Below are 22,029 nucleotides of genomic sequence, written 5' to 3' on the forward strand. Positions count from 1 at the left end.
TTTTATTGTTATTGATTGGTTTTTCATAAGATAAAAAATTTGCAAAAACGAAAAGCCACTAAAAATAAGTGGCTTTTATCAGGAGGGATATTACACGTAAAGAATGGCCTGTACTCGCCAGTGGTCGATGTGGTGATCTTCCTGCATCTGGATGATGCGATACCATGAAGCACCCTGCTCATCGGCCTTTAATGCCACAACGCGTTCAACGTCCTGCGGGCTCCCCGAGATATTATTCACGGATATCTGGCCAATTTCATTCAGGCCAGTCACACAGTCAGCACTGGCGAATTCTGCTGACTGCGCGGTGGTGCTCACCAGGCCTGCTGAGAGCAACAGAGAGGTCAAAGCAAGAGTTCGTTTCATCGTCAGCTCCATTTCACATATCTCCGGTATCCGCCGGGCAATCCTTCGCGAATAAACTCCCTTCCATTGACGCGGGCATGGAGTTTATTGTGGACAGGAAAATGTCTATGGACGCAAAGCAGTGTAAATCTCGTTCAAAGGAAAACCATTATTTACGGTACAAAATGGCCTGTGAATACCACCGTCCCGTTATGATGGTTTCATCGATCATAATGATGACGTAATAATCTGCTTTGGCGGCGACGGCCTGTGCTTTTATTGCCGCTTCTGCGTCATCGGGGGAGCCGCGTACCAGCGCGGAAATCGTGCCCATTCGTTGTAATCCTTCCGTCTGATTACGACGAATCTCCTGTGGATGATCGGCGACCGGTGGAGCGGGTTGCGGCGTTCCCTGCAGCGCGCTACAGCCACTGAGCAGAAACACCAGCACTAAAGCAGCAAACCTGCGCATAACCATATCTCGTTTCCTGATAGCCATAGTGTAGTTGTCTGTGAATTTAGTTTTGGGGGAATGTTCCCGAAGTGTTATCTGGGACGTATATTTCGAATGAAAATGACGTGAAAGCGTAACCCAGTTCTCAACATTATGAATCATACATTCGCACAGGGTCGACAATGATTGAAATTGAAATACGCCACCTCGGCGACCATGAAATTTTACACGCGATGCCTGCGGGTAAACGTGATAAACCGCTGCCTGTTGTGGTTTTTTATCACGGGTTTACCTCATCGAAGCTGGTTTACAGTTATTTTGCGGTTGCGCTGGCGCAGGCGGGTTTTCGCGTGGTGATGCCGGATGCGCCTGACCACGGCGCCCGCTTTACGGGCAATGAACAGGCGCGGCTTGGGCAGTTCTGGCACATTCTGCACGGGAGTCTGACCGAGTTTGCCGGGGTGCGCGATGCGCTTTATGAGTCCGGCCTGGTTGCCGACAATCGTCTGGCTGTCGCCGGCGCGTCGATGGGCGGTATGACGGCGCTGGGGATTATGACGCATCATCCGGAAGTGAAGTCGGTCGCCTGCCTGATGGGCTCGGGTTATTTTGCGTCGCTGGCGAAGACGCTCTTTCCCCCTCAGGAATTAGCGGAAATCACCGCGACGCTCGAAGAGTGGGATGTGACCCAGTCATTGCCGCGCGTGGCCGATCGCCCACTGCTGCTATGGCACGGTGATGCGGATGATGTGGTCCCGCCCGAGGGAACCTTCCGTCTGCAGCAGGCGTTAATAAATGAAGGACTGGACGGTAATCTGACCTGCCTGTGGGAACCTGGCGTCCGCCACCGCATCACGCCAACGGCGCTGGACGCCACGGTGGCATTTTTCCGCCAGCACCTTTAAATGCGCAGCACCTTAACTCCCGATCTTCCAGTTTCTGGAGGATCTCAGGGGGTCTTTTACCGATGGTATTCCGGAGCCTTTCTCAAAAAAAAGCCCCCGGGCAGGGGGCAACGTCAACTATGGCTATGTTCTCGTTGTTGGCTTTCCTGGTGCTAGCGTTAAAGCGTTATCGGTAAATATCTGCACTGGCGTGCATGTTGCCGTTGCTGCCGGGCTCACGGGTTAACATCACGTGGTAATAGGTTGCGCCCTGCGCATCGGTTTCTTCGTTTAGGGCCTGATCTGCTTCACTTTCCGTGGCGAAATTATGATTGATGTAAATTACGCCCAAGCTTTGCACATCATCCATGTTTCTGGCCTGTCGGCTGTCTATCTTGATGGCTGCCATCGCGTTTGCACTGAGCAAAAGCGCCGCCATTATGGCTAATGCGATTTTTTTCATGATATGCGCTCCACGACTACGTGCTGCGAGAGGGGGGATGCTCCTTCTTTAATTCAGGTGATCTCTGATTAAAGTGTAATCACTCATCCAGCGGGGATGCGTGACCATTTCTGATGCAGTTGTTCAAAAAAACAACGCTTCCGGGTGTGACCAATTTTAAATCACCCACTTAGACCCGCTTCGCGCTTTGTGCGAATTATTTGTGCAATCAGCTTGAGTTTCCAGGGGCGCGCAAGTATTATGACGCGTCAATTTTTCAGCCGACCTTTAACACGTTCCTTGCCTCCCCGGGCCTCGGCTGACCCAGACAGGAGGCTGAATAATCCGTAAGGAGCAATTCGATGCGTCATTACGAAATCGTTTTTATGGTCCATCCTGACCAGAGCGAACAGGTTCCGGGTATGATCGAGCGTTACTCTGCTGCCATCACTGGTGCAGAAGGTACGATCCACCGTCTGGAAGACTGGGGCCGCCGTCAGCTGGCTTACCCGATCAACAAACTGCACAAAGCACACTACGTTCTGATGAACGTTGAAGCGCCGCAGGAAGTTATCGATGAGCTGGAAACTACCTTCCGCTTCAACGATGCCGTTATCCGCAGCATGGTTATGCGTACCAAAAACGCAGTTACCGAAGCATCTCCGATGGTTAAAGCGAAAGACGAGCGCCGTGAGCGTCGCGATGATTTCGCAAACGAAACCGCAGATGATTCTGATGCTGGGGATTCTGAAGAGTAATTTCTGATGACCAACCGTCTGGCGTTGTCCGGCATCGTATGCAGGGCTCCCCTTCGAAAGGTCAGTCCATCAGGAATTCCGCATTGCCAGTTCGTGCTTGAGCATCGTTCTGTGCAAGAGGAAGCCGGGTTTCACCGGCAGGCGTGGTGCCAAATGCCCGTTATTATTAGCGGACACGAAAACCAGGCCATTACTCACAGTTTAACGGTCGGTAGCGCAGTAATCGTTCAGGGGTTCATCTCTTGCCACAAGGCAAAGAACGGCCTGAGCAAAATGGTTCTGCATGCCGAGCAGATTGATTTGATAGATTCTGGAGACTAGCCATATGGCACGTTATTTCCGTCGTCGCAAGTTCTGCCGTTTCACCGCGGAAGGCGTTCAAGAGATCGACTATAAAGATATCGCAACGCTGAAAAACTACATCACCGAAAGCGGTAAGATTGTCCCAAGCCGTATCACCGGTACTCGTGCAAAATACCAGCGTCAGCTGGCTCGCGCTATCAAACGCGCTCGCTACCTGTCCCTGCTGCCGTACACTGATCGTCATCAGTAATCGGGCACGGTCCATTAATACGACTTTAAGAGGATAAGGTAATGCAAGTTATTCTGCTTGATAAAGTAGCAAACCTGGGCAGCCTGGGTGATCAGGTTAACGTTAAAGCGGGTTACGCACGTAACTTCCTGGTTCCACAGGGTAAAGCTGTTCCAGCTACCAAGAAAAACGTAGAGTTTTTCGAAGCACGTCGCGCTGAACTGGAAGCCAAACTGGCTGACGTTCTGGCGGCTGCTAACGCTCGCGCTGAAGCAATCAACGCACTGGGCACCGTTACCATCGCGTCTAAATCAGGCGACGAAGGTAAACTGTTCGGTTCCATCGGTACCCGCGATATCGCTGATGCAGTAACTGCTGCAGGCGTTAAAGTGGCTAAGAGCGAAGTTCGTCTGCCGAACGGCGTTCTGCGTACCACTGGTGAGCACGAAGTTGACTTCCAGGTTCACAGCGAAGTGTTCGCTAAACTGGTTGTTAACGTTGTAGCTGAGTAATTTTTTACTCTGCTCACGTTGAAACGCCGGCCTTGTGCCGGCGTTTTGCTTTTTACAGCTCCGGGCCCTTAACGCGCCCTGATAAAACTGCCGTCTGGCTGGCGGGTAAACAGCACCTGTTGTCCGTTTCCTGTATCAATCGTTAATCCTGTCACCACACCGCTTGCATTCTGACGAACCTGCACCATCTGTCCATTCTGCAGGTTACTGAGCGGCTTACCTGCACCTTCCACCTTCGCCATGGCATACACGTCGGTTGGCGGCAGGTTATGGTCGCGGAACAGCTGTGCCAGGGTTTTGCCCGGCTCCACGCGATAGGAACGCCACTGTTGCTCGATGCCGGTAGGCTGTTGCGTCTGAGGCTGAGACGGGGCGGCGGCTTGATCCTGTGGCTGTTCATCCTGAATGGGCTCTGGCTCAACCGGTGCAACCTGACCCGGATCGTTAGACGGGGTGACAAGCTGCGTTTGCATCGGCTGTGCATCAGGCTGCGGTCGCGTCTGCGACTGAATGTCCAGTTGAGCATTGCGGGTAACGGGTGCGGTATCGACATCATCGCTCCCGGAAGGAAGCAGGAAGCCCACGATCACCATCAGCGCGCCAATGATGATCCCTCTGCGATGCAGAGGAGGCAGCGGGTCCATGATGCGAAAATTGTCCGGCGCCTGCCAGATTTTCGCCAGGGTAGGTTTCAGTTCAAATCGCCCGGGCATGGCACTCCTCCTGCTCCGCGTCTTTTTTATCCTGTGTTCCGAAGTATAGTTTGCTAACTGCCTGAACGGCGTAGCAAACCCGACATCCGTGACATCAGTTCGGGATTAATCCTGGTTATCTCTATTGTTTCTGTTTCGTCGCGGTTTGTCACCTTAACTTCAGACAAAGTTTTACCCATAAGGGCATGGCTGATATGCTGCCCGCTACTTTAAATGTGATGGAAGGAAAACCCATGACCACCCCGACTTTTGACACTATCGAAGCGCAGGCAAGTTACGGTATCGGCTTGCAGGTAGGACAGCAGCTGAGCGAATCCGGCCTGGAAGGTCTGTTACCAGAAGCGCTGGTGGCGGGTATCGCTGACGCACTGGAAGGCAAACAGCCTGCCGTTCCGGTTGACGTTGTGCACCGTGCGCTGCGTGAAATCCACGAGCGTGCTGACGCCGTGCGTCGTGCGCGCTTCGAAGAGATGGCCGCCGAAGGTGTGAAATATCTGGAAGAGAACCGTGAGCGTGAAGGCGTGAACAGCACCGAGTCTGGTCTGCAGTTCCGCGTGATCAATCAGGGTGACGGCGCAATCCCGGCGCGTACCGACCACGTTCGCGTACACTACACCGGTAAGCTGATCGACGGTACCGTGTTCGACAGCTCCGTGGCGCGCGGCGAACCGGCTGAGTTCCCGGTGAACGGCGTTATCGCAGGCTGGATTGAAGCGCTGACCCTGATGCCAGTCGGTTCCAAATGGGAACTGACTATTCCGCATAACCTGGCCTACGGCGAGCGCGGCGCTGGCGCGTCCATCCCTCCATTCAGCACCCTGGTCTTTGAAGTCGAGCTGCTGGAAATTCTGTAATCGACTTTTCTTATTTCCTCTCTCCGGTTGGGGAGAGGAAAATAGTGTTAAAACCTATAGTTATGGTGCAATCAACATTTTATCTTGCAAACGAAACTGTTGCGTGTATTTTTGTGAGCTGTTTCGCGCTGCATGAGTGATATGACACTCACTTTCAACATATTATTAACATAATATCTAAATCATAGTATTCATCCCGCCGATTCTTACCTAATATCGATTAGCCCTTACAAGGGAACGTCATCTTTTGACGTATTTAAAGGCCAGAAGAGCCTTAACAACACAGACAGGCATAAACAGGAAAATATCACATGGTAGATCAGGTTAAAGTCGTCGCCGACGAAGGGGCGTCGTCTGAACAGTCGCTACGGCGCAATCTCACAAACCGTCATATTCAGCTCATTGCCATCGGGGGTGCCATCGGTACCGGGCTGTTTATGGGGTCAGGCAAAACTATTAGTCTCGCCGGGCCGTCAATCATATTCGTTTATATGATTATCGGTTTTATGCTGTTCTTCGTGATGCGTGCAATGGGTGAACTGCTGCTCTCGAACCTCGAATACAAATCCTTTAGCGACTTCGCTTCTGACCTGCTCGGGCCGTGGGCGGGCTATTTCACCGGCTGGACCTACTGGTTCTGCTGGGTTGTCACCGGTATGGCGGACGTCGTGGCGATTACCGCCTACGCGCAGTTCTGGTTCCCGGGTCTGTCGGACTGGGTCGCCTCGCTGGCGGTTATTGTTCTGCTGCTGAGCCTGAACCTCGCCACCGTTAAAATGTTCGGTGAGATGGAGTTCTGGTTCGCGATGATCAAAATCGTGGCGATTGTCGGGCTTATCGTTGTGGGTTTGGTGATGGTGCTCACCCACTTCCAGTCACCAACGGGCGTTCAGGCGTCGTTTACCCATCTGTGGAATGACGGCGGCTGGTTCCCGAAAGGTATTAGCGGCTTCTTTGCCGGCTTCCAGATCGCGGTATTTGCGTTCGTGGGCATTGAGCTGGTGGGCACGACGGCAGCGGAGACCAAAGACCCCGAGAAGTCCCTGCCGCGCGCGATAAACTCTATTCCGCTGCGTATCATCATGTTCTACGTCTTTGCGCTGATCGTCATTATGTCCGTGACGCCGTGGAGCTCCGTGGTGCCAACCAAGAGCCCGTTCGTTGAGCTGTTCGTGCTGGTAGGCCTGCCTGCTGCCGCGAGCCTGATTAACTTCGTGGTGCTGACCTCTGCGGCATCTTCCGCGAACAGCGGCGTGTTCTCCACCAGCCGTATGCTGTTTGGCCTGGCGCAGGAAGGCGTGGCGCCGAGCGCGTTCGCCAAGCTCTCTAAGCGTGCCGTACCGGCAAAAGGGCTGACCTTCTCCTGCATGTGCCTGCTGGGCGGCGTGGTGATGCTCTACGTGAACCCAAGCGTGATTGGCGCGTTCACCATGATCACCACGGTCTCAGCGATCCTGTTTATGTTCGTCTGGACCATCATCCTCTGTTCATATCTGGTGTACCGCAAGCAGCGCCCACATCTGCATGAGAAATCGATCTACAAGATGCCGCTGGGCAAGCTGATGTGCTGGGTGTGCATGGCGTTCTTCGTCTTCGTGCTGGTTCTGCTGACGCTGGAAGATGATACCCGTCAGGCACTCATCGTCACGCCGCTGTGGTTTATCGCACTGGGGCTGGGCTGGGTGTTTATCGGTAAGAAACGTATGGCAGGCGTACGGTAAAAGCAAAACGGCAACTTCGGTTGCCGTTTTTAGTTTTTGCACCCTCTCCCGTGGCAGAGGGGCGGGGTGGGGGCATCAGGCCGCAGCGGCCTTTTTTATTCCCCCGCTAATGCCCGCGGGAACAGAACGTTGTTCTCGAGACTGATGTGTTCCATCAGGTCGTCAATCATCTCGTTAATGCCGTTGTACATCGCTTTCCACGTTGTGCACGCTTCTGGCGGTGGCGTAACGTTGTGGGTGGTGTGTTTGATCACTTCCAGCAGTTCGCCCGCGTCATCATGCTCGCTTTCCATCACGCTGATGGGCCCCATCGCCTGGCTTCCCATACCCTGTTTAATCATCGGGAAGAGGATCTGCTCTTCCTTCATCATGTGGCTTGAAAGCTCTTCGTGCAGCAGGGTCAGGTACTTTGCCAGACCGCGCGGTACGGAAGGTTTGTCGGCATGGACGCGCTCGACTTTGGTCGCCTGAAGAATCAGTTCCGGCAGCTGTTCACGGTGACGATCATGATAACGCACGATGATATGGTCGATGATTTCCGCGAGCGGGGCGGTTCGCCAGTCTTTATCGACGGGCTGCTCGGCCAGCTGCGCCAGCTCTGCTTCAATAACCTCAACGTCCAGCTCTTTGCGTGAGGCCGCACGCTCCAGTGTTTGCTTACCGCCGCAGCAGTAGTCCATATCGTATTTACGGAACAGCGCAGAAGCGCGAGGAATGGAGAGCGCCAGCTCGCCAAGGGGGTGGTCGCGAAAGGCCATAGCAGTTACCTCGTCATCAATAATATAAAGTGCATATTAAATGCATCTTTAGGCCAGCGCTATAACCCTTTAGAGGGAAGGGGGAAAGTGAGATGTGGATCACAAAAAAATCCCACTTTTAACTCTCTGAATGGGCTCAGGAAAGTGGTTTCGAAACTTTTTAAAGGTGGAGGAACAGTAAACAACCCGCCGCGCCTGCCGATATATCCACGTCAGACAAACCTGCATAAAACAAAGGCAACGCATGTTTAAACGTATAAAAGTCATTACCCTTCTGATTTCGGTGCTGCTTGTGCTCGGCATCATGCAAGTGATTTCCGCCGGTATCTTTATCAACGCCCTGAATAACGATAAAGACAACTTCACCGTGTCGCAGCTCTCCAGCAAGAACGTGGCGGAGTTTACCGATGCGTGGATCAGTCTGAACCAGGCTCGCGTCACCCTGAACCGCGGGATGCTGCGCCTGCAAAGCAGCATGGCCTCACAAATTAACGGCGGTCAGCTGAATGAGCTGGTGACCACGGCGAAAAATCTGCTGACTGAAGCGCAGGTTCATTACGATAAATACTATGCCCTGCCGAACACGCCAGGCCTGGATGAGAACCTGACCAACCAACTCGAAGAGCAGTACCGCATTTACTCTGCAACGCTGACGCAAATGAACGTTCTGCTGAGCCAGGGCAATCTGGAAGATATGTTCAAGCAGAATGCCGAACAGAAACAAAACGCGATGCAGACGGTATATCGTGAATGGCGCGAAGCGCAGGCAATGCTTACCGATAAAGGCATCCAGGACAATGAAAGCGACTACAAGCGCATCCTGTGGATCCTTTCTGCGGTTATGCTGCTGGTGATTGTGGTGATTATCTCCAGCTGGATCGCCATGCGCCGCGTGCTGCTGCTGCCTCTTGAAGAGGTGATTAACCATATTCGCTCTATTGCGGCAGGCGATCTCACCCAGCCGATTCAGGCAGACGGTAATAATGAAATGGCCATCCTGGCGCGCAACGTGCAGGAGATGCAAACTTCGCTGGCAAACACCGTGGGCGTGGTGCGTGAAGGCGCAGATACCATTTACACCGGTGCAGGCGAAATCTCCGCTGGCAGTAACGACCTCTCTTCCCGTACCGAGCAGCAGGCCGCGTCTCTGGAAGAGACGGCAGCCAGCATGGAACAGCTGACGGCGACCGTGAAGCAGAACGCCGATAACGCGCGTCAGGCTTCCCGTCTGGCACTGGATGCCTCCTCAACGGCGAAGAAGGGCGGTAACGTGGTTGAAGGCGTCGTGCGGACGATGGACGAAATCGCCACCAGCTCCAGCAAAATTGCGCAAATTACTAACGTGATCGACGGCATTGCCTTCCAGACGAATATCCTGGCGTTAAACGCGGCGGTGGAAGCCGCGCGTGCGGGCGAGCAGGGCCGTGGTTTTGCGGTTGTTGCAGGCGAAGTGCGTACTCTTGCCCAGCGTAGCGCCCAGGCGGCGAAAGAGATTAAAGCGCTGATCGACGATTCTGGTGAACGCGTGAACGCGGGCTCTCAGCTGGTTATCGAAGCCGGGGAGACGATGGCAGAAATCGTCAATGCGGTCACCCGCGTCACCGACATCATGGGCGAAATTGCATCGGCCTCTGACGAGCAGAGCCGTGGTATCGACCAGGTGGGCCAGGCGGTAGCCGAGATGGACCGCGTGACCCAGCAGAACGCCTCGCTGGTGGAGGAGTCTGCGGCCGCGGCGGCGGCGCTGGAAGATCAGGCTGCACGCCTGAACGAAGCGGTGGCGGTGTTCAAAATTACCCGCAACCAGGCGGTAAAAGCGGCGCCGGTAAAAACCTATGTGCCAAAAGCGCAGCCCGTAGCCGCGGCGTCTGAAGGGAACTGGGAAACGTTTTAAGGGCTTGCCCGGTGGCGGCTACGCCTTACCGGGCCTACGGTTTTGTAGGCCCTGCAAGCGCAGCGCCGCCGGGCAATACTCACATCTCCGATGCCGGAACAACCCTCGGTTTTTCCGGCTTCGCTCTCACCGCCATCACTACCCCCACCACCAACAGCACGATCCCACAGGTCGTGAACAGCGGCGGTACGCTCTGGCGCATCAGAAAGGTATAAAGCAGCCCGGCCAGGGTTTCAAAGACTATCAGCGGTCCTAAGATCACCGTCGGCAGCTTCTGGCTGGCAATGTTCCAGCACAGCGCGCCCACCCATGAACACAGCACCGCAATCGCCACCATCAGGCCGATAAACACCCACGGTCTTGGTCCGAAAGGCTGGGCGAAGTCCGGCTGCTGATGGCCCAGCCAGAGGCATGCGCCGAGATATCCTACGACGGATACGGGCAGCGTGACCAGCGCCTGCGCCGTCGCCCACATCATCGGATGTTTGTCCGGATTCTCCCGCAGCCAGCGCGCGTTGCGCAGGGCATACCATGCCCAGCACGCCACGGAAATGAACGCCAGCACAATGCCAGAACCGTAACGCCACAGGTCAACATCCGCCTGCCCATGACGCAGCTCGGCAATATTGACGCATACCAGCCCCAGGGCGGTGCATATCAGCGCCGGCGCCATTTTAGACCACGCCAGTTTGCCATCGCGCTGGCTGTAGAGCAGGTTAGCAAAGACGGGGATGACGACCGGCAGCGTGCCGATAATCATGGTCGATACCGGCGCACCGGTACGCTGAATGGCGCTCGCCAGGCAAACGTAATAGATAAGATTGCCCATCATGGTCAGCGCCAGCGCGGTGGCCCAGTCCTGACGGCTGAGCTGACGCAAGCGCGCGCGTCCCAGCCACGCCAGAGGCAGGGCAATCAGCCCCAGCGCCAGATAACGTCCGGTCGACTGCAATATTGCCGGATACTCGGGCACGATCAGAGGGCCGACGAAAATCAGACCCCACATCATCCCGGCCAGCAGGGCATACAACACTCCACTAATCATTTTTCCATCCACAGGTATTTACGCTGTATGCAGTGTAGGAGGGGAAAATACGCGCGTATTGTATGAGATTGCGCATTAGCGCCGGATGACTTGCTTCTGGTAGCGCACGGGCGTAATGCCGTAGCGGCGGGTAAACGCGCGGGTCAGATGCGACTGATCGGTCAGCCCGGTTGCGGCGGCGACCTCTGCGGCGGGCATGCCGTGCGTGAGGAATGCTTTGGCGCGCCAGAGGCGAATGGCCATCAGCATCTGATGCGGCGTCACGTGAAAATGGGCTTTGAACTGGCGCTGAAAATGATACGGGCTGAGTGAAACGACGCTGGCCAGCTCGTCAAGCGTCAGGGGGTGCATGTAGTTGTCGTGCAGGTACTCGCGTACGCGTTCGAAGCGGTGCGCGCCCTCCTGAATCACCGGCGCGTGATGGGCCAGAGGCTGGAAGGTCTCAATCAGATCCAGCAGTAATCCTTTTTGCGCAAGCGGATCGTCCGTGTGCCACAGGCCGTAAATCAGCTTGCCGATTTGGTGTGAGCGCAACGGGTCATGGCGAGTCACGTCGCTAAACCACCAGTGCCTGAGGCCGGTCACCTCTTCAAGCAGATCGGGTTCGATATAGACCATCCGGTAGCGCCAGCCGCCCTCGGTGGCGGATTCACCGGTGTGGATCTCGTCCGGGTTCATGGTGACGACGGATTTTTCCGCCGCGAGATGCTGGGTACCGCGATAGCGAAAGCGTTCGGCACCGGTTTCAATCGTGCCGATCCCGAAGGCTTCATGGGTGTGAGGCTCAAAGGCGTAGTCAGAAATGTGCGCGTGATACAGTTCCAGTCCCGGCAGCTGCGCCAGATGGCGAAAGCGCGCGCTGTCTCTTTCATCATTAAACTGTTCCGGTACGCCTTGCACGTTGAGCCTCCTCGTGGTCATCTTTTCATTATCAGAGATGACCGGAGTTTATGCACTAAACATCTTTGCCCGGACGGTCTTACGGTAATCCCCCGGTGAAACCGTGGTTTTATGCTTAAACTGGCGATTAAAGTGCGCAATATCCTGATATCCCACCGCATTCGCGATCTCCTGAATGCACAGATTGGTGGATTGCAGCATTGTCATGGCGGATTCAATTCTGGCGGTTAATAAATACTGCAGCGGGGACATGTCGGTGGCATTTTTAAAGCGACGGTTGAAGTTGCGCAAACTCATGCCAGCCATAGCGGCAAGATTCTGCATGGATATATCCGAGGCGCAGTTGGCTTTTATCCAGGTTTGAATTTGAACAATATCTTCATCCGGGTGGGGTTTGTTTTCTTCACTGTAACACTGGCGATCAAACTGACTACGAATTTCATGGAAAAATGTTCGTTGTGTATGCGTGGCTACACGTTTCCCGTATATCGTTTCGATAAAATGAATAGTCAGATCTGACAGGGCCTTAACGCTGGCGGCACAGTAAATATTATCGGCCTGCGTGAGAAAATGTTTGGTTTGTAATTTTACGCTGGGGTAGTCGCGCGAGAATTGTTTGAAGTAGTGCCAGTGGGTGGTGGCGGGCTTTCCGTTGAGCAATCCCGACTCCGCCAGAAAACAGCAGCCCGTTCCGACAGCGGCGATACGAGTTCCTCGCGCAGCCTGCTCGGTCAACCATTTCAGAAGTTCAGGCTGTTGTCTGACCACTGCTCGAGGGTTGCGCCACAGGGCAGGAAGATAGATAACGTCATAGTGCCTGTCTGCGGCAAGCGTGGTATCGGCGGTAATGCTAAACCCACTTTGCGTCAGGATAGGCTCGTTATTTATGCCAATAGTATGAACTTTCAGTATATTCTCCGGACGACAGAGCCTGAACGTAGATGTCTCCGTTTTGTGCGTGTCTGCGTGGGATGTTGTTTTTTGCTCGGCTAAATAGCTGCTGGCTGCGGCTTTCCACATTTCAATCGGCAGACTGAGACCGGAACTTAGCATGCGTTCACATAACACAAATCCAATTTGTGTATTTGTCATTTTCGATTCATACCTGTTTTGACTATTATTTTTGGTGACTCATCGTTGCCCTGGCCAAAAAAGTAAGCATTTTGGCTGGATTTTCATATTAGCTTTTGTCGGTAATTTGTAAACTAATATCTGAAATTATCGCACTTGCACAAAATAAGTCTACGACCACTACAGGATGAATTATGGTGAAATTACCCGTAATAACGGCTTTTGGCGGCTATAGTCCAGCTGGTCGTAGTTCTTTTCATCATGCATTTCGCCGAATGATTATTGATTCATTATCGGAAGAGGAAAGGCAGGAGACGTTATTATCGTTAGCTATTCTGATGGGCGTGCTTAAATATGATGAAGGTGGGTATTGCGACATTTCAGGTAAAAGATTTACGCCCGCTCAGGCTGCCGCGCAGATAAAAGACGAGACGCTGGAAGGAACCCTTATCAGAATAATTACGCGCGACTATTTTGATGTCGATGCTATCACCAGCCATGCAAAATTGAATATGGTTTCTGGCGAAGAAGGATTCAGCTTTAATATCTCAGCCAGACAATTACCGCATCCCTTACCGGCGGGATGGCAGGTTGAGGAATTACCGGATCGGCGCGTGCGTATTACCGTTCAGGGAGAGATGAACTGTAAAATTGAGGCGTTGTTGCGCACGGAGGTTCAGGCTGCAGGTTTGCTGCCGCAGGGATTCCGGCCGGGTGACCATTACAATTCGCAGTTCCATCCGCGGGCGTTACAAATGGCGATTGTCGGGGCATCGGACGCCATCAACGCTCTGGGGATCCCGTGGCGCGAGATACAGGCAGCGATCGCGCCGGATCAGCTCGGGGTCTATTCGGGCAATATCATGGGACAGCTCGACGATTATGGCTTTGGCGGTATGCTCCAGTCGCGCCTGAAAGGCCAGCGCGTCAGCGCCAAACAGTGTCCGCTGGGCCTGAACAGCATGTGCGCTGATTTCCTCAATGCGTATGTGCTGGGTAGCGTTGGCCATACCAGCGCCACGCTGGGGGCGTGCGCCACGTTTCTGTATAACCTCAATGCGGCAGTCGAAGATATAAAAGCGGGACGCATTCGCGTGGCCGTTGTGGGCAGCGCCGAAGCGCCGGTCACCTCCGAAGTGATTGAAGGATTCGACGCCATGGGCGCCCTGGCAACGGAGAGCAAGCTTAAGCATATTGATGAAACGGAAACGCCCGACTGGCGCAGCAGCAGCCGTCCTTTTGGCGACAGCTGTGGTTTTGTGATCGCAGAATCCAGCCAGTATGTCGTGTTAATGGACGACGAGCTGGCGCTGCAGCTTGGGGCAGAGATCCATGGTTCGGTGGGGAATGTCTTCATCAACGCTGACGGCTTTAAGCGTTCTATTGCGTCACCAGGGCCGGGGAACTACATCACCATGGCGAAAGCCGTGGCTTCGGCAGTGTCGATGGTCGGAATGGAGGCGGTGCAAAAGGGATCGTTTATTCAGGCGCACGGTTCAAGCACGCCGAAGAATTGCGTCTCCGAAGCGGATATTTTTGACCGCGTTGCGCAAGCCTTTGCGATCCGCGACTGGCCGGTGACGGCGGTGAAATCGTATCTCGGTCACTCCCTGGGACCCGCCAGCGGCGACCAGCTCATCAGCTGCCTCGGCGTCTTCCGCTATGGCATTTTGCCGGGAATTAAAAGCGTAACCCAGATCGCGCCGCAGGTGAATAACGCACGCTTATCCATTCCTCTTCAGGACTACAAATTAGAGGAAGGCCAGGGACAAATTGCCTTTATTAATTCAAAAGGCTTTGGCGGTAATAATGCCACGGGGGTGGTTTACTCGCCAAAGCTTACCCATCAATGGTTGCGCAAACGCTACGGGGACGCGGTATTTGCGGATTATCAGCAGCGTAACCGAGAGGTGCTACATCAGGCGAACGCGTACGACGAGTCGGCTTCGAAGGGTGAACTCAATGTTATTTATCTGTTTGGCCAGCAGGGGATAAATGAGGAAGATATTGAGATTGCCAGGGATGGCATCACCATTCCCGGATTTGAAAAACCGATAATGTACGCGACGGAAAAAGAATACCCGGACTTTTAATCGTTATATCTGTTTTTATTATTAATCAATATGTGTGGGCCGGGTAAGGGAAATCACCCGGCCGCAGGAAAGAACGGTGACACCGTTAAAGAATAGCTTTAATGCTTTGCGCCAGCGGCGTCGTTGCGCGACCGATCAGTTTGCTCAGCGTATGGCTATCGTCAAACAGTCCCCCTTTGGACGCGCCCACATCGGAGTCCGCCAGCATATCAGCCAGCCCGGCAGGCAGACCGACGCTTTTAAGCGCGGCGGCAAAATCTGCTTCACTGAGATTCTGATAGGTTACCGGTTTCCCGCTCTGTTTGCTGAGTTCAGCCGCCAGTTCGCTCAGCGTCCAGCCGTGGTCGCCCGCCAGTTCATACACCTTGCCCGCATGGCCCTCTTCAGCGATCACTTTGGCTGCTGCCGCGGCATAGTCTGCGCGGGTAGCAGAGGCAATTTTGCCATCGTCTGCCGCACCGATAAACACGCCGTGTTCAAGCGCAGGCGGCGCGCTCGCCAGGTAGTTTTCGGTATACCAGCCGTTGCGCAGCAGGGCATAAGGAATGCCGGACGCCGCCAGGGCTTTTTCAGTCGCAACGTGTTCAACGTGCAGACCGAGCGGCGATGTATCCGCATGCAGCAGGCTGGTGTAGGCGATAAATTTCACCCCTGCCGTTTTGGCGGCGTTAATCACGTTCTGGTGCTGGGTCGCGCGCTGGCCGACTTCGCTGGAAGAGATCAGCAGAAGCTTATCCACGCCGCTCAGCGCGGCGGCGAAGGCGGCTTCATCCGTGTAGTCAGCCTGACGAACCACAATCCCCTGCTGGCTTAAGGCTTGCGCTTTCGCCGGGTTACGTACGATGGCCACAATCTGCTTGGCCGGTACGGTTTTCAGCAGCTGTTCGATAACGAGATGGCCAAGCTGGCCGGTAGCGCCGGTAATCGCGATCATGATGAATCTCCTTCGTGTTTGTCTGATGTTGTGGCACACTAGCACCATAGCTAACTTTTAGTAAGTACGTACAAAAAGGTAAGTATGAAAACAACGATACCGACGCTCAGCGAACAAATGCGCGATGGCAATCTTTTCGCGGAGCAGTGCCCTTCACGAGAGGTGCTCAAACACGTAACCAGCCGCTGGGGGGTACTGATTCTGCTGGCGCTGCGCCAGGGAACGCATCGCTTTAGCGATCTGCGCCGCAAAATGGGCGGGGTGAGCGAAAAGATGCTGTCCCAGTCGCTTCAGGCGCTGGAGCAGGACGGGTTTGTCGATCGCGTATCGTATCCGGTCGTGCCGCCGCACGTAGAGTATAGCCTGACGCCGATGGGTATTGAGGTCAGCGAGAAAGTTGCCGCGCTTGCTGACTGGATTGAGGTGAATACGCCGAAGGTGATGGCGAATCGGGACGATCGCGCGGCGTAAAAGCCGGGTGGCGGCTTCGCCTTACCCGGCCTACCCGTACTCTTTCATCCCGTAGGCCGGGTAAGCGAAGCGCCACCCGGCACAATCGCCGCTACTTGCTTAAATCCACCTGATAAATCGCGAACCCAATATCATCCGTCGCGACCTGTTTCATTGGATACTGCGCCTTCTCCTTGATAAACGTGGCTGCCTTGTCGGATGGCGACGTTTCAAAGCGAATATCCAGTTTCGTATCGCTGTGGATCGGTGCCAGACGCCAGTTGTTATCCACCGCAGGATGAATTTCGCCCGCCTTCTTCGACTCCGCGCTGATCCACGCCGCAAGCACCGAGCGGTTCTCGTCCGGCGAGGCAAAGGCGATATGGCTATCTCCCGTACCGGCAAACTTACCGCCGTAGGCACGGTAGTTATTGGTCGCCACCAGGAAGGTGGCATTCGGGTCGATCGCCTTGCCGTTGAAGGTCAGGTTTTTGATGCGCTCCGCCTGCGGGTTAATCATCTGGCACTCGCCGTCATATTTCGCCGGCTGGGTGACGTCAATCTGGTAGTTCACGCCGTCGATCACGTCGAAGTTATAGGTACGGAAGCCGTCCCAGTTAATCAGCGACTGCGGCTTGCTGCTGTGGGGATCAATCTGGTTAAACTGTCCGGCAGAACACTCAAGCCACTCTTTTACCTCTTTCCCGGTGGCTTTAACCACCACCAGCGTGTTCGGGTAGAGGTAGAGGTCGGCGGCGTTACGGAAGGTCAGCTGGCCCTTTTCGACTTCAACATAGCTGGCCGGGTCATTCTTACGCCCGCCCACTTTGAATGGCGCAGCGGCTGACAGGACCGGCAGTTTTGCCAGATCCGGATCGCCCTGCACAAAGTGTTCGGCATAGGCTTTCTGCGCCATGTTGACGACCTGAACGGTCGGGTCGTCCTGAACCAGCGCCAGGAAGCTGTACATGTTATCGGCGGATTTGCCGATCGGCTTGCTGACGAATTCGCGCGTGGCGTCGTGATCGTGCTTCAGCACGTTGACCAGTTTTTTATCTTCAGACGCCAGAGATTTTTTCGCTGCAGCGTCGTAAATCGGGCGCGCTTCGGCTTTTGACTGCGTCACCTTCCAGCTGCCGCCGTCGTTATTCAGCACCAGATCCACCACGCCAAGATGGTCGCCCCACATGCCCGGCATCACCGACGGCACGCCGTTAAGCGTCCCTTTCTCAATGTCCGCGCCTTTGATGCTGGCGAAATCTTTGCCCGGGAAGACCGCGTGGGCGTGGCCGAACAGGATCGCGTCGACGCCCGGAACTTCACTCAGATAGTAAACGGAGTTTTCTGCCATGGCTTGATACGGATCGGCGGAGAGGCCCGAGTGGGCGACAACGACGACCAGATCGGCGCCTTTTTCGCGCATTTTCGGCACGTATTTGCGCGCGGTTTCGGTGATGTCGTTGACGGTCACCTTACCGTCGAGGTTGGCCTTATCCCACGTCATGATCTGCGGCGGGACAAAACCGATATAGCCGATTTTGAGCGTTTGTTTTTTCCCGTCCCGATCGACAACCTCGGTATTTTTAATCAGGTATGGGGTAAAGAGCGGCTTTTGCGTTTTAACGTCGATGATATTGGCGTTAACGTACGGGAATTTCGCGCCGGCCAGGGCATCGTGAAGGTATTTCAAACCGTAGTTGAATTCGTGGTTGCCGAGGTTGCCGACGGTGTAATCCAGGGTGTTCATCGCTTTATAAACAGGATGGATCTCGCCTTTTTTCAACCCCCTGGTCGCCATGTAGTCCCCAAGCGGGCTGCCCTGAATGAGATCGCCATTGTCGACCAGCACGCTGTTTTTCACTTCGCCGCGTGCTGCATCGATCAGGCTTGCCGTGCGTACCAGGCCGAATTTTTCCGTCGGGGTATCTTTGTAGTAATCGAAGTCCATCATGTTGCTGTGCAGATCGGTCGTTTCCAGAATACGCAGATCTATCGTCTCCGCCTGCACGCTCGCTGCAATCAGCGTCGCCAGAAGCGTTGCACTAAACTTAATCATCAGAGGAGTCCTTTTTTCGATGCAGACCACAAAAGAGTATGTATCTATAGCTTGTTGCTTACAGAAATGTGAATCCTGACAGAAAAAAGTAACCTGAAACCGGAATTGCTTCACAGATAGCGGAATTGTTCACATTACGATATAACTAAAACAAAGAGTTAACCTCACTGCGTTAACAAAGAGGTGGAAAATGCTAGAAAAAATTTGTCAGCTCGCACGGGATGCGGGAGATGCCATCATGCAGGTGTATGACGGTATTAAACCTATGGAGGTTGTCAGCAAAGCCGACGATTCTCCGGTCACGGCGGCGGATATTGCCGCGCATAAGGTGATCCTCAAAGGGTTACAGGCCTTAACGCCGGACATCCCCGTCCTGTCAGAAGAAGCGCCGCAAAGCTGGGACGAGCGCCAGCACTGGCAGCGCTACTGGCTGGTCGATCCGCTGGACGGGACAAAAGAGTTCATCAAGCGCAACGGTGAATTCACCGTCAATATCGCCCTGATTGAGAAAGGGAAAGCGGTGCTGGGTGTGGTTTACGCGCCGGTAATGAAGGTAATGTACAGCGCCGCAGAAGGGAAGGCGTGGAAGGAAGAGTGCGGCGTGCGCAAGCAGATCCAGGTGCGCGATGCGCGTCCGCCGCTGGTGGTAATTAGCCGCTCGCACAGCGACAGCGAACTGCAGGAGTACCTGCAGCAGCTGGGTGAACACCAGACCACCTCGATCGGCTCGTCGCTGAAATTCTGCCTGGTGGCGGAAGGCCATGCGCAGCTGTACCCTCGCTTTGGGCCAACCAATATCTGGGATACCGCCGCCGGGCATGCTGTTGCTGCGGCCGCCGGGGCGCATGTTCATGACTGGCAGGGCAAACCGCTGGACTACACCCCGCGCGAATCCTTCCTTAACCCCGGCTTCCGCGTCTCTATTTATTGAGCCAGCAGCTTATGCAGCAGGTCAACAACCTGCTGCACCTCTTCCTGGGTCAGCGCCCCGTCTTTCGCCCACTGCACGCGACCTTCCTTATCCAACACAATAATCGCTGAGCTTTCTTCCTCCAGCTGCCAGGCCTTACGGGTGACGCCGTTGCTGTCGACGATAAACTGCGACCACGGGTAGAGCTTTTTATTGCTCTCAAGGCTTGAGCGCACAAACATCCCGGAGCCCGGAATGGCGTCATCGGTATTAACAATAGTGGTCGTCTGGTAGCGGTCGTGCGGGAATTTCGCGGCCTTGATCGCTTCCACCAGGTTGGCATTTTTCTCTTTTGCGGATGTACGACCGGCAATATGTTGTACAACTCTCACTTTGCCCGCGAGCTGCGCGCTATTCCAGGGTTTGTAGCTAAACTTATCATTGTCGAGAATCAATTCTCCCCGGTCAGCAATGCCGACTGGCGGTACACGTTGTCCTTTTTCAATGTTGTGAGCGGAAGCCCACAGAGGCAGCAGCAGGCAGGCTGCTGCAAGGATATTACGTAGGGTCATGGCGTTTCCTTATTGTTTGCAGGTGATCCGACCACTTGGTCTTGCGCTTTAATCATAAGTGCGATCAATGTGGTTTTCCCGCAATCCCGATGCCAGTTTGCGGGTGAACGCACATATCCATGAAAAAACGACGGCTTATACTGCGCCCGGTCACGCTTTGCAAAGATTATTCTGAATAATTGTAATCAAACGGTAAATAAACTTATGCACACTGGGTAACACCGTAGTTCTGGTCTATAGTCATTGGGCATTAAAATTTGCGCTCAGGACAGTCGGGCCGATTGTGGCACCGCAAGAGCGTATGATTCGCAGGAGATACAAGAATGAAAATTTTCCAACGCTACAACCCGCTTCAGGTGGCGAAGTACGTGAAGATCCTGTTCCGTGGACGGTTGTATATCAAGGATGTTGGCGCTTTTGAGTTTGATAAGGGCAAGATCCTTGTCCCAAAAGTGAAGGACAAACAGCACCTGTCTGTGATGTCCGAAGTCAACCGTCAGGTTATGCGTCTGCAAACTGAGATGGCTTAACCAACGTGCTATGCAGTAGTTAAAAAAACGGCTCCCAATGGGAGCCGTTGATGTTTGTGGAGGCTGGAACCTTACGCCGACACCTTCTCTTCCGCATCCGGCAGCTTCGGAACCAGTACGGTCGGTTTGTTGTCGATGCGCGTCACCAACAGCTGGTCGATGCGGTAGTTATCAATATCCACCACCTCAAACTTGTAGCCGGAGAACTTCACCGAGTCGGTACGTTTCGGGATTTTACGCAGCATAAACATCATAAAGCCGCCGATGGTCTCGTAGTTACCGGACTGCGGGAACTCGTCGATATCCAGCACGCGCATCACGTCTTCAATCGGCGTGCCGCCATCAATCAGCCATGAATTATCGTCACGCTGAACAATCTGCTCTTCCAGCCCCTGGCCAACCAGGTCGCCCATCAGCGTGGTCATCACGTCGTTCAGGGTGATAATACCCACCACCAGGGCGTATTCGTTCATGATAACCGCGAAGTCTTCCCCGGCGGTTTTGAAACTTTCCAGCGCTTCTGAGAGCGTCAGAGTGTCCGGCACAATCAGGGTGTTGCGGATCTGCACGCCGCTGTTGAGCGCCAGGCTCTGGTTTGCCAGTACGCGGTTCAGCAGGTCTTTGGAGTCGACGTAACCGATGATGTGGTCGATATCTTCATTACAGACAAGGAACTTAGAGTGTGGATGCTGCGCCACTTTGTTCTTCAGGCTCTGCTCATCTTCATGTAAATCGAACCAGATAATGCTTTCACGGCCCGTCATGGAAGACGGTACGGTACGGGATTCCAGTTCGAACACGTTCTCAATCAGCTCGTGTTCCTGCTTGCGCAGCACCCCGGCCAGCGCGCCGGCTTCCACTACCGCATAGATGTCGTCAGACGTGATGTCGTCTTTACGCACCATAGGCAGCTTAAAGATGCGGAAAATCACGTTCGCCAGGCCGTTGAAGAACCACACCAGTGGACGAAACACGTACAGACAGAAGCGCATCGGGTTGATGATACGCAAAGCCACAGCTTCTGGCGCAATCATACCGATGCGTTTCGGGGTCAGGTCTGCAAAGAGTATGAACAGGCCGGTTACCAGCGAGAAGGAGAGGATAAAGCTGAGCTGTTCGGCCAGTTCAACGGACATGTACTTAACAAACAGGCTGTAAAACGCCGGAGAAAACGCCGCATCACCCACGATACCGCCGAGTATAGCGACCGCGTTGAGGCCAATCTGCACCACGGTGAAGAACATGCCAGGGTTTTCCTGCATTTTCAGGATGCGGGTGGCATTGATGTTGCCTTCATCGGCAAGCAGCTTCAGTTTGATTTTACGGGACGCGGCCAGCGAGATCTCAGATATCGAGAAAAATGCGCTGACGGCAATCAGACAAAGTATTACTAAAATACTGTTTAACATAGTTTATCCGGCTTCTCGCCAGATCCTCAGAAGGGGAGTTGATACCATTTGTGTGAAAACACATTGAACACCAGCTCGTAGCGTTGAGCCGATTATTTCAGCGGGTAGTATAGCGTAAAGAGATGTAAATCTGCCAGAGGTCACATTTTGGCGAAGATAGCCGGAGGGGGCGGCCAACGCGTGGTGGTTAGG

At 54.1% G+C, this 22,029-nt stretch carries 24 protein-coding genes; 12 read left to right on the plus strand and 12 right to left on the minus strand.

All coding sequences use genetic code 11. The features are described 5' to 3' along the window. Positions 1-90: 90 nt before the first annotated feature. Both yjfN and bsmA read right to left on the minus strand, forming a co-directional pair. Positions 91-366 carry a DUF1471 family protease activator YjfN gene (gene yjfN / locus KGP22_RS01995; RefSeq protein ID WP_143344565.1) on the minus strand — a complete coding sequence of 92 codons (276 nt, stop codon included), beginning with the start codon at positions 364-366 and terminating at the stop codon, positions 91-93. 148 nt (positions 367-514) lie between these two features. Then, complete coding sequence (bsmA, locus tag KGP22_RS02000) at positions 515-844, minus strand: biofilm peroxide resistance protein BsmA (protein WP_223581035.1); 330 nt, start codon at positions 842-844, stop codon at positions 515-517. A gap of 137 nt (positions 845-981) precedes the next feature. Here bsmA and yjfP point away from each other — a divergent pair, with 137 nt between their 5' ends. Continuing rightward, positions 982-1,704 (plus strand): esterase, encoded by a 723-nt coding sequence (gene yjfP / locus KGP22_RS02005; protein ID WP_223581043.1) that lies wholly within the window; start codon positions 982-984, stop codon positions 1,702-1,704. Positions 1,705-1,870: 166 nt separating this feature from the next. Here yjfP and yjfY read toward each other — a convergent pair whose 3' ends face one another. After that, on the minus strand, positions 1,871-2,146 hold the full coding sequence (gene yjfY / locus KGP22_RS02010) for a DUF1471 family protein YjfY (RefSeq protein WP_010427445.1): 276 nt from the start codon (positions 2,144-2,146) through the stop codon (positions 1,871-1,873). Positions 2,147-2,487: 341 nt separating this feature from the next. Here yjfY and rpsF point away from each other — a divergent pair, with 341 nt between their 5' ends. From rpsF to rplI, 4 genes are read left to right on the plus strand one after another with little or no spacing between them, the layout of a single operon-like run. Continuing rightward, complete coding sequence (rpsF, locus tag KGP22_RS02015; RefSeq protein WP_014068637.1) at positions 2,488-2,883, plus strand: 30S ribosomal protein S6; 396 nt, start codon at positions 2,488-2,490, stop codon at positions 2,881-2,883. A 6-nt stretch (positions 2,884-2,889) separates the two neighbouring features. Next, positions 2,890-3,204 carry a primosomal replication protein N gene (gene priB, locus KGP22_RS02020; RefSeq protein WP_008502895.1) on the plus strand — a complete coding sequence of 105 codons (315 nt, stop codon included), beginning with the start codon at positions 2,890-2,892 and terminating at the stop codon, positions 3,202-3,204. A gap of 4 nt (positions 3,205-3,208) precedes the next feature. Further along, entirely contained in the window at positions 3,209-3,436 is a 228-nt protein-coding gene (gene rpsR / locus KGP22_RS02025; RefSeq protein WP_000135199.1) for a 30S ribosomal protein S18, read from the plus strand. Positions 3,437-3,477: 41 nt separating this feature from the next. Next, positions 3,478-3,927, plus strand: a complete 450-nt coding sequence (gene rplI / locus KGP22_RS02030; protein ID WP_024907318.1) for a 50S ribosomal protein L9 — start codon at positions 3,478-3,480, stop codon at positions 3,925-3,927. A 68-nt stretch (positions 3,928-3,995) separates the two neighbouring features. On the opposite strand, the gene KGP22_RS02035 is transcribed toward rplI, so the two are convergent. Further along, entirely contained in the window at positions 3,996-4,640 is a 645-nt protein-coding gene (locus KGP22_RS02035) for an OapA family protein (protein WP_133293634.1), read from the minus strand. A gap of 233 nt (positions 4,641-4,873) precedes the next feature. On the opposite strand from KGP22_RS02035, the gene fklB reads away from it, so the two are divergent. Both fklB and cycA read left to right on the plus strand, forming a co-directional pair. Next, positions 4,874-5,494, plus strand: coding sequence for an FKBP-type peptidyl-prolyl cis-trans isomerase (gene fklB / locus KGP22_RS02040; RefSeq protein ID WP_008502892.1), 621 nt, complete (start codon positions 4,874-4,876; stop codon positions 5,492-5,494). 311 nt (positions 5,495-5,805) lie between these two features. Then, the gene (gene cycA, locus KGP22_RS02045) at positions 5,806-7,215 is read left to right on the plus strand and encodes a D-serine/D-alanine/glycine transporter (protein WP_115876619.1); all 1,410 of its coding nucleotides are present in this window, start codon (positions 5,806-5,808) and stop codon (positions 7,213-7,215) included. 95 nt (positions 7,216-7,310) lie between these two features. On the opposite strand, the gene ytfE is transcribed toward cycA, so the two are convergent. Continuing rightward, positions 7,311-7,973, minus strand: coding sequence for an iron-sulfur cluster repair protein YtfE (gene ytfE, locus KGP22_RS02050; RefSeq protein ID WP_223581044.1), 663 nt, complete (start codon positions 7,971-7,973; stop codon positions 7,311-7,313). 244 nt (positions 7,974-8,217) lie between these two features. On the opposite strand from ytfE, the gene KGP22_RS02055 reads away from it, so the two are divergent. After that, positions 8,218-9,867 (plus strand): methyl-accepting chemotaxis protein, encoded by a 1,650-nt coding sequence (locus tag KGP22_RS02055; RefSeq protein WP_223581045.1) that lies wholly within the window; start codon positions 8,218-8,220, stop codon positions 9,865-9,867. 79 nt (positions 9,868-9,946) lie between these two features. On the opposite strand, the gene KGP22_RS02060 is transcribed toward KGP22_RS02055, so the two are convergent. From KGP22_RS02060 to KGP22_RS02070, 3 genes are all read right to left on the minus strand, one after another. Further along, positions 9,947-10,912, minus strand: coding sequence for a DMT family transporter (locus KGP22_RS02060; RefSeq protein ID WP_223581046.1), 966 nt, complete (start codon positions 10,910-10,912; stop codon positions 9,947-9,949). Positions 10,913-10,987: 75 nt separating this feature from the next. Continuing rightward, the gene (locus KGP22_RS02065) at positions 10,988-11,812 is read right to left on the minus strand and encodes an AraC family transcriptional regulator (RefSeq protein ID WP_223581047.1); all 825 of its coding nucleotides are present in this window, start codon (positions 11,810-11,812) and stop codon (positions 10,988-10,990) included. A gap of 48 nt (positions 11,813-11,860) precedes the next feature. Continuing rightward, the gene (locus tag KGP22_RS02070) at positions 11,861-12,904 is read right to left on the minus strand and encodes a helix-turn-helix domain-containing protein (protein ID WP_223581049.1); all 1,044 of its coding nucleotides are present in this window, start codon (positions 12,902-12,904) and stop codon (positions 11,861-11,863) included. A 254-nt stretch (positions 12,905-13,158) separates the two neighbouring features. Between KGP22_RS02070 and KGP22_RS02075 the strand changes: the two genes are divergently transcribed. Further along, positions 13,159-14,976 (plus strand): beta-ketoacyl synthase, encoded by a 1,818-nt coding sequence (locus tag KGP22_RS02075; RefSeq protein ID WP_223581051.1) that lies wholly within the window; start codon positions 13,159-13,161, stop codon positions 14,974-14,976. Between the two features lie 85 nt (positions 14,977-15,061). Here KGP22_RS02075 and KGP22_RS02080 read toward each other — a convergent pair whose 3' ends face one another. After that, entirely contained in the window at positions 15,062-15,910 is an 849-nt protein-coding gene (locus KGP22_RS02080; protein WP_223581053.1) for an SDR family oxidoreductase, read from the minus strand. An 84-nt stretch (positions 15,911-15,994) separates the two neighbouring features. Here KGP22_RS02080 and KGP22_RS02085 point away from each other — a divergent pair, with 84 nt between their 5' ends. Continuing rightward, positions 15,995-16,381, plus strand: coding sequence for a helix-turn-helix domain-containing protein (locus KGP22_RS02085; protein WP_023331869.1), 387 nt, complete (start codon positions 15,995-15,997; stop codon positions 16,379-16,381). Between the two features lie 91 nt (positions 16,382-16,472). Here KGP22_RS02085 and KGP22_RS02090 read toward each other — a convergent pair whose 3' ends face one another. Then, entirely contained in the window at positions 16,473-18,416 is a 1,944-nt protein-coding gene (locus KGP22_RS02090; protein ID WP_223581055.1) for a bifunctional 2',3'-cyclic-nucleotide 2'-phosphodiesterase/3'-nucleotidase, read from the minus strand. Between the two features lie 190 nt (positions 18,417-18,606). Between KGP22_RS02090 and cysQ the strand changes: the two genes are divergently transcribed. After that, positions 18,607-19,347 (plus strand): 3'(2'),5'-bisphosphate nucleotidase CysQ, encoded by a 741-nt coding sequence (cysQ, locus tag KGP22_RS02095; protein ID WP_111965373.1) that lies wholly within the window; start codon positions 18,607-18,609, stop codon positions 19,345-19,347. On the opposite strand, the gene KGP22_RS02100 is transcribed toward cysQ, so the two are convergent. After that, positions 19,341-19,898, minus strand: coding sequence for a YtfJ family protein (locus KGP22_RS02100; protein WP_023310161.1), 558 nt, complete (start codon positions 19,896-19,898; stop codon positions 19,341-19,343). The two genes, cysQ and KGP22_RS02100, sit on opposite strands and share 7 nt — an antisense overlap. Before the next feature lie 323 nt (positions 19,899-20,221). On the opposite strand from KGP22_RS02100, the gene KGP22_RS02105 reads away from it, so the two are divergent. Beyond that, the gene (locus KGP22_RS02105; protein ID WP_008501430.1) at positions 20,222-20,428 is read left to right on the plus strand and encodes a DUF1107 domain-containing protein; all 207 of its coding nucleotides are present in this window, start codon (positions 20,222-20,224) and stop codon (positions 20,426-20,428) included. A 71-nt stretch (positions 20,429-20,499) separates the two neighbouring features. On the opposite strand, the gene KGP22_RS02110 is transcribed toward KGP22_RS02105, so the two are convergent. Beyond that, positions 20,500-21,837, minus strand: coding sequence for a hemolysin family protein (locus tag KGP22_RS02110; protein ID WP_023310162.1), 1,338 nt, complete (start codon positions 21,835-21,837; stop codon positions 20,500-20,502). Positions 21,838-22,029 lie beyond the last annotated feature (192 nt).

Origin of the sequence: Enterobacter sp. JBIWA005, assembly GCF_019968805.1 — a bacterium.
Classification (GTDB): Bacteria; Pseudomonadota; Gammaproteobacteria; order Enterobacterales; family Enterobacteriaceae; genus Enterobacter; species Enterobacter vonholyi.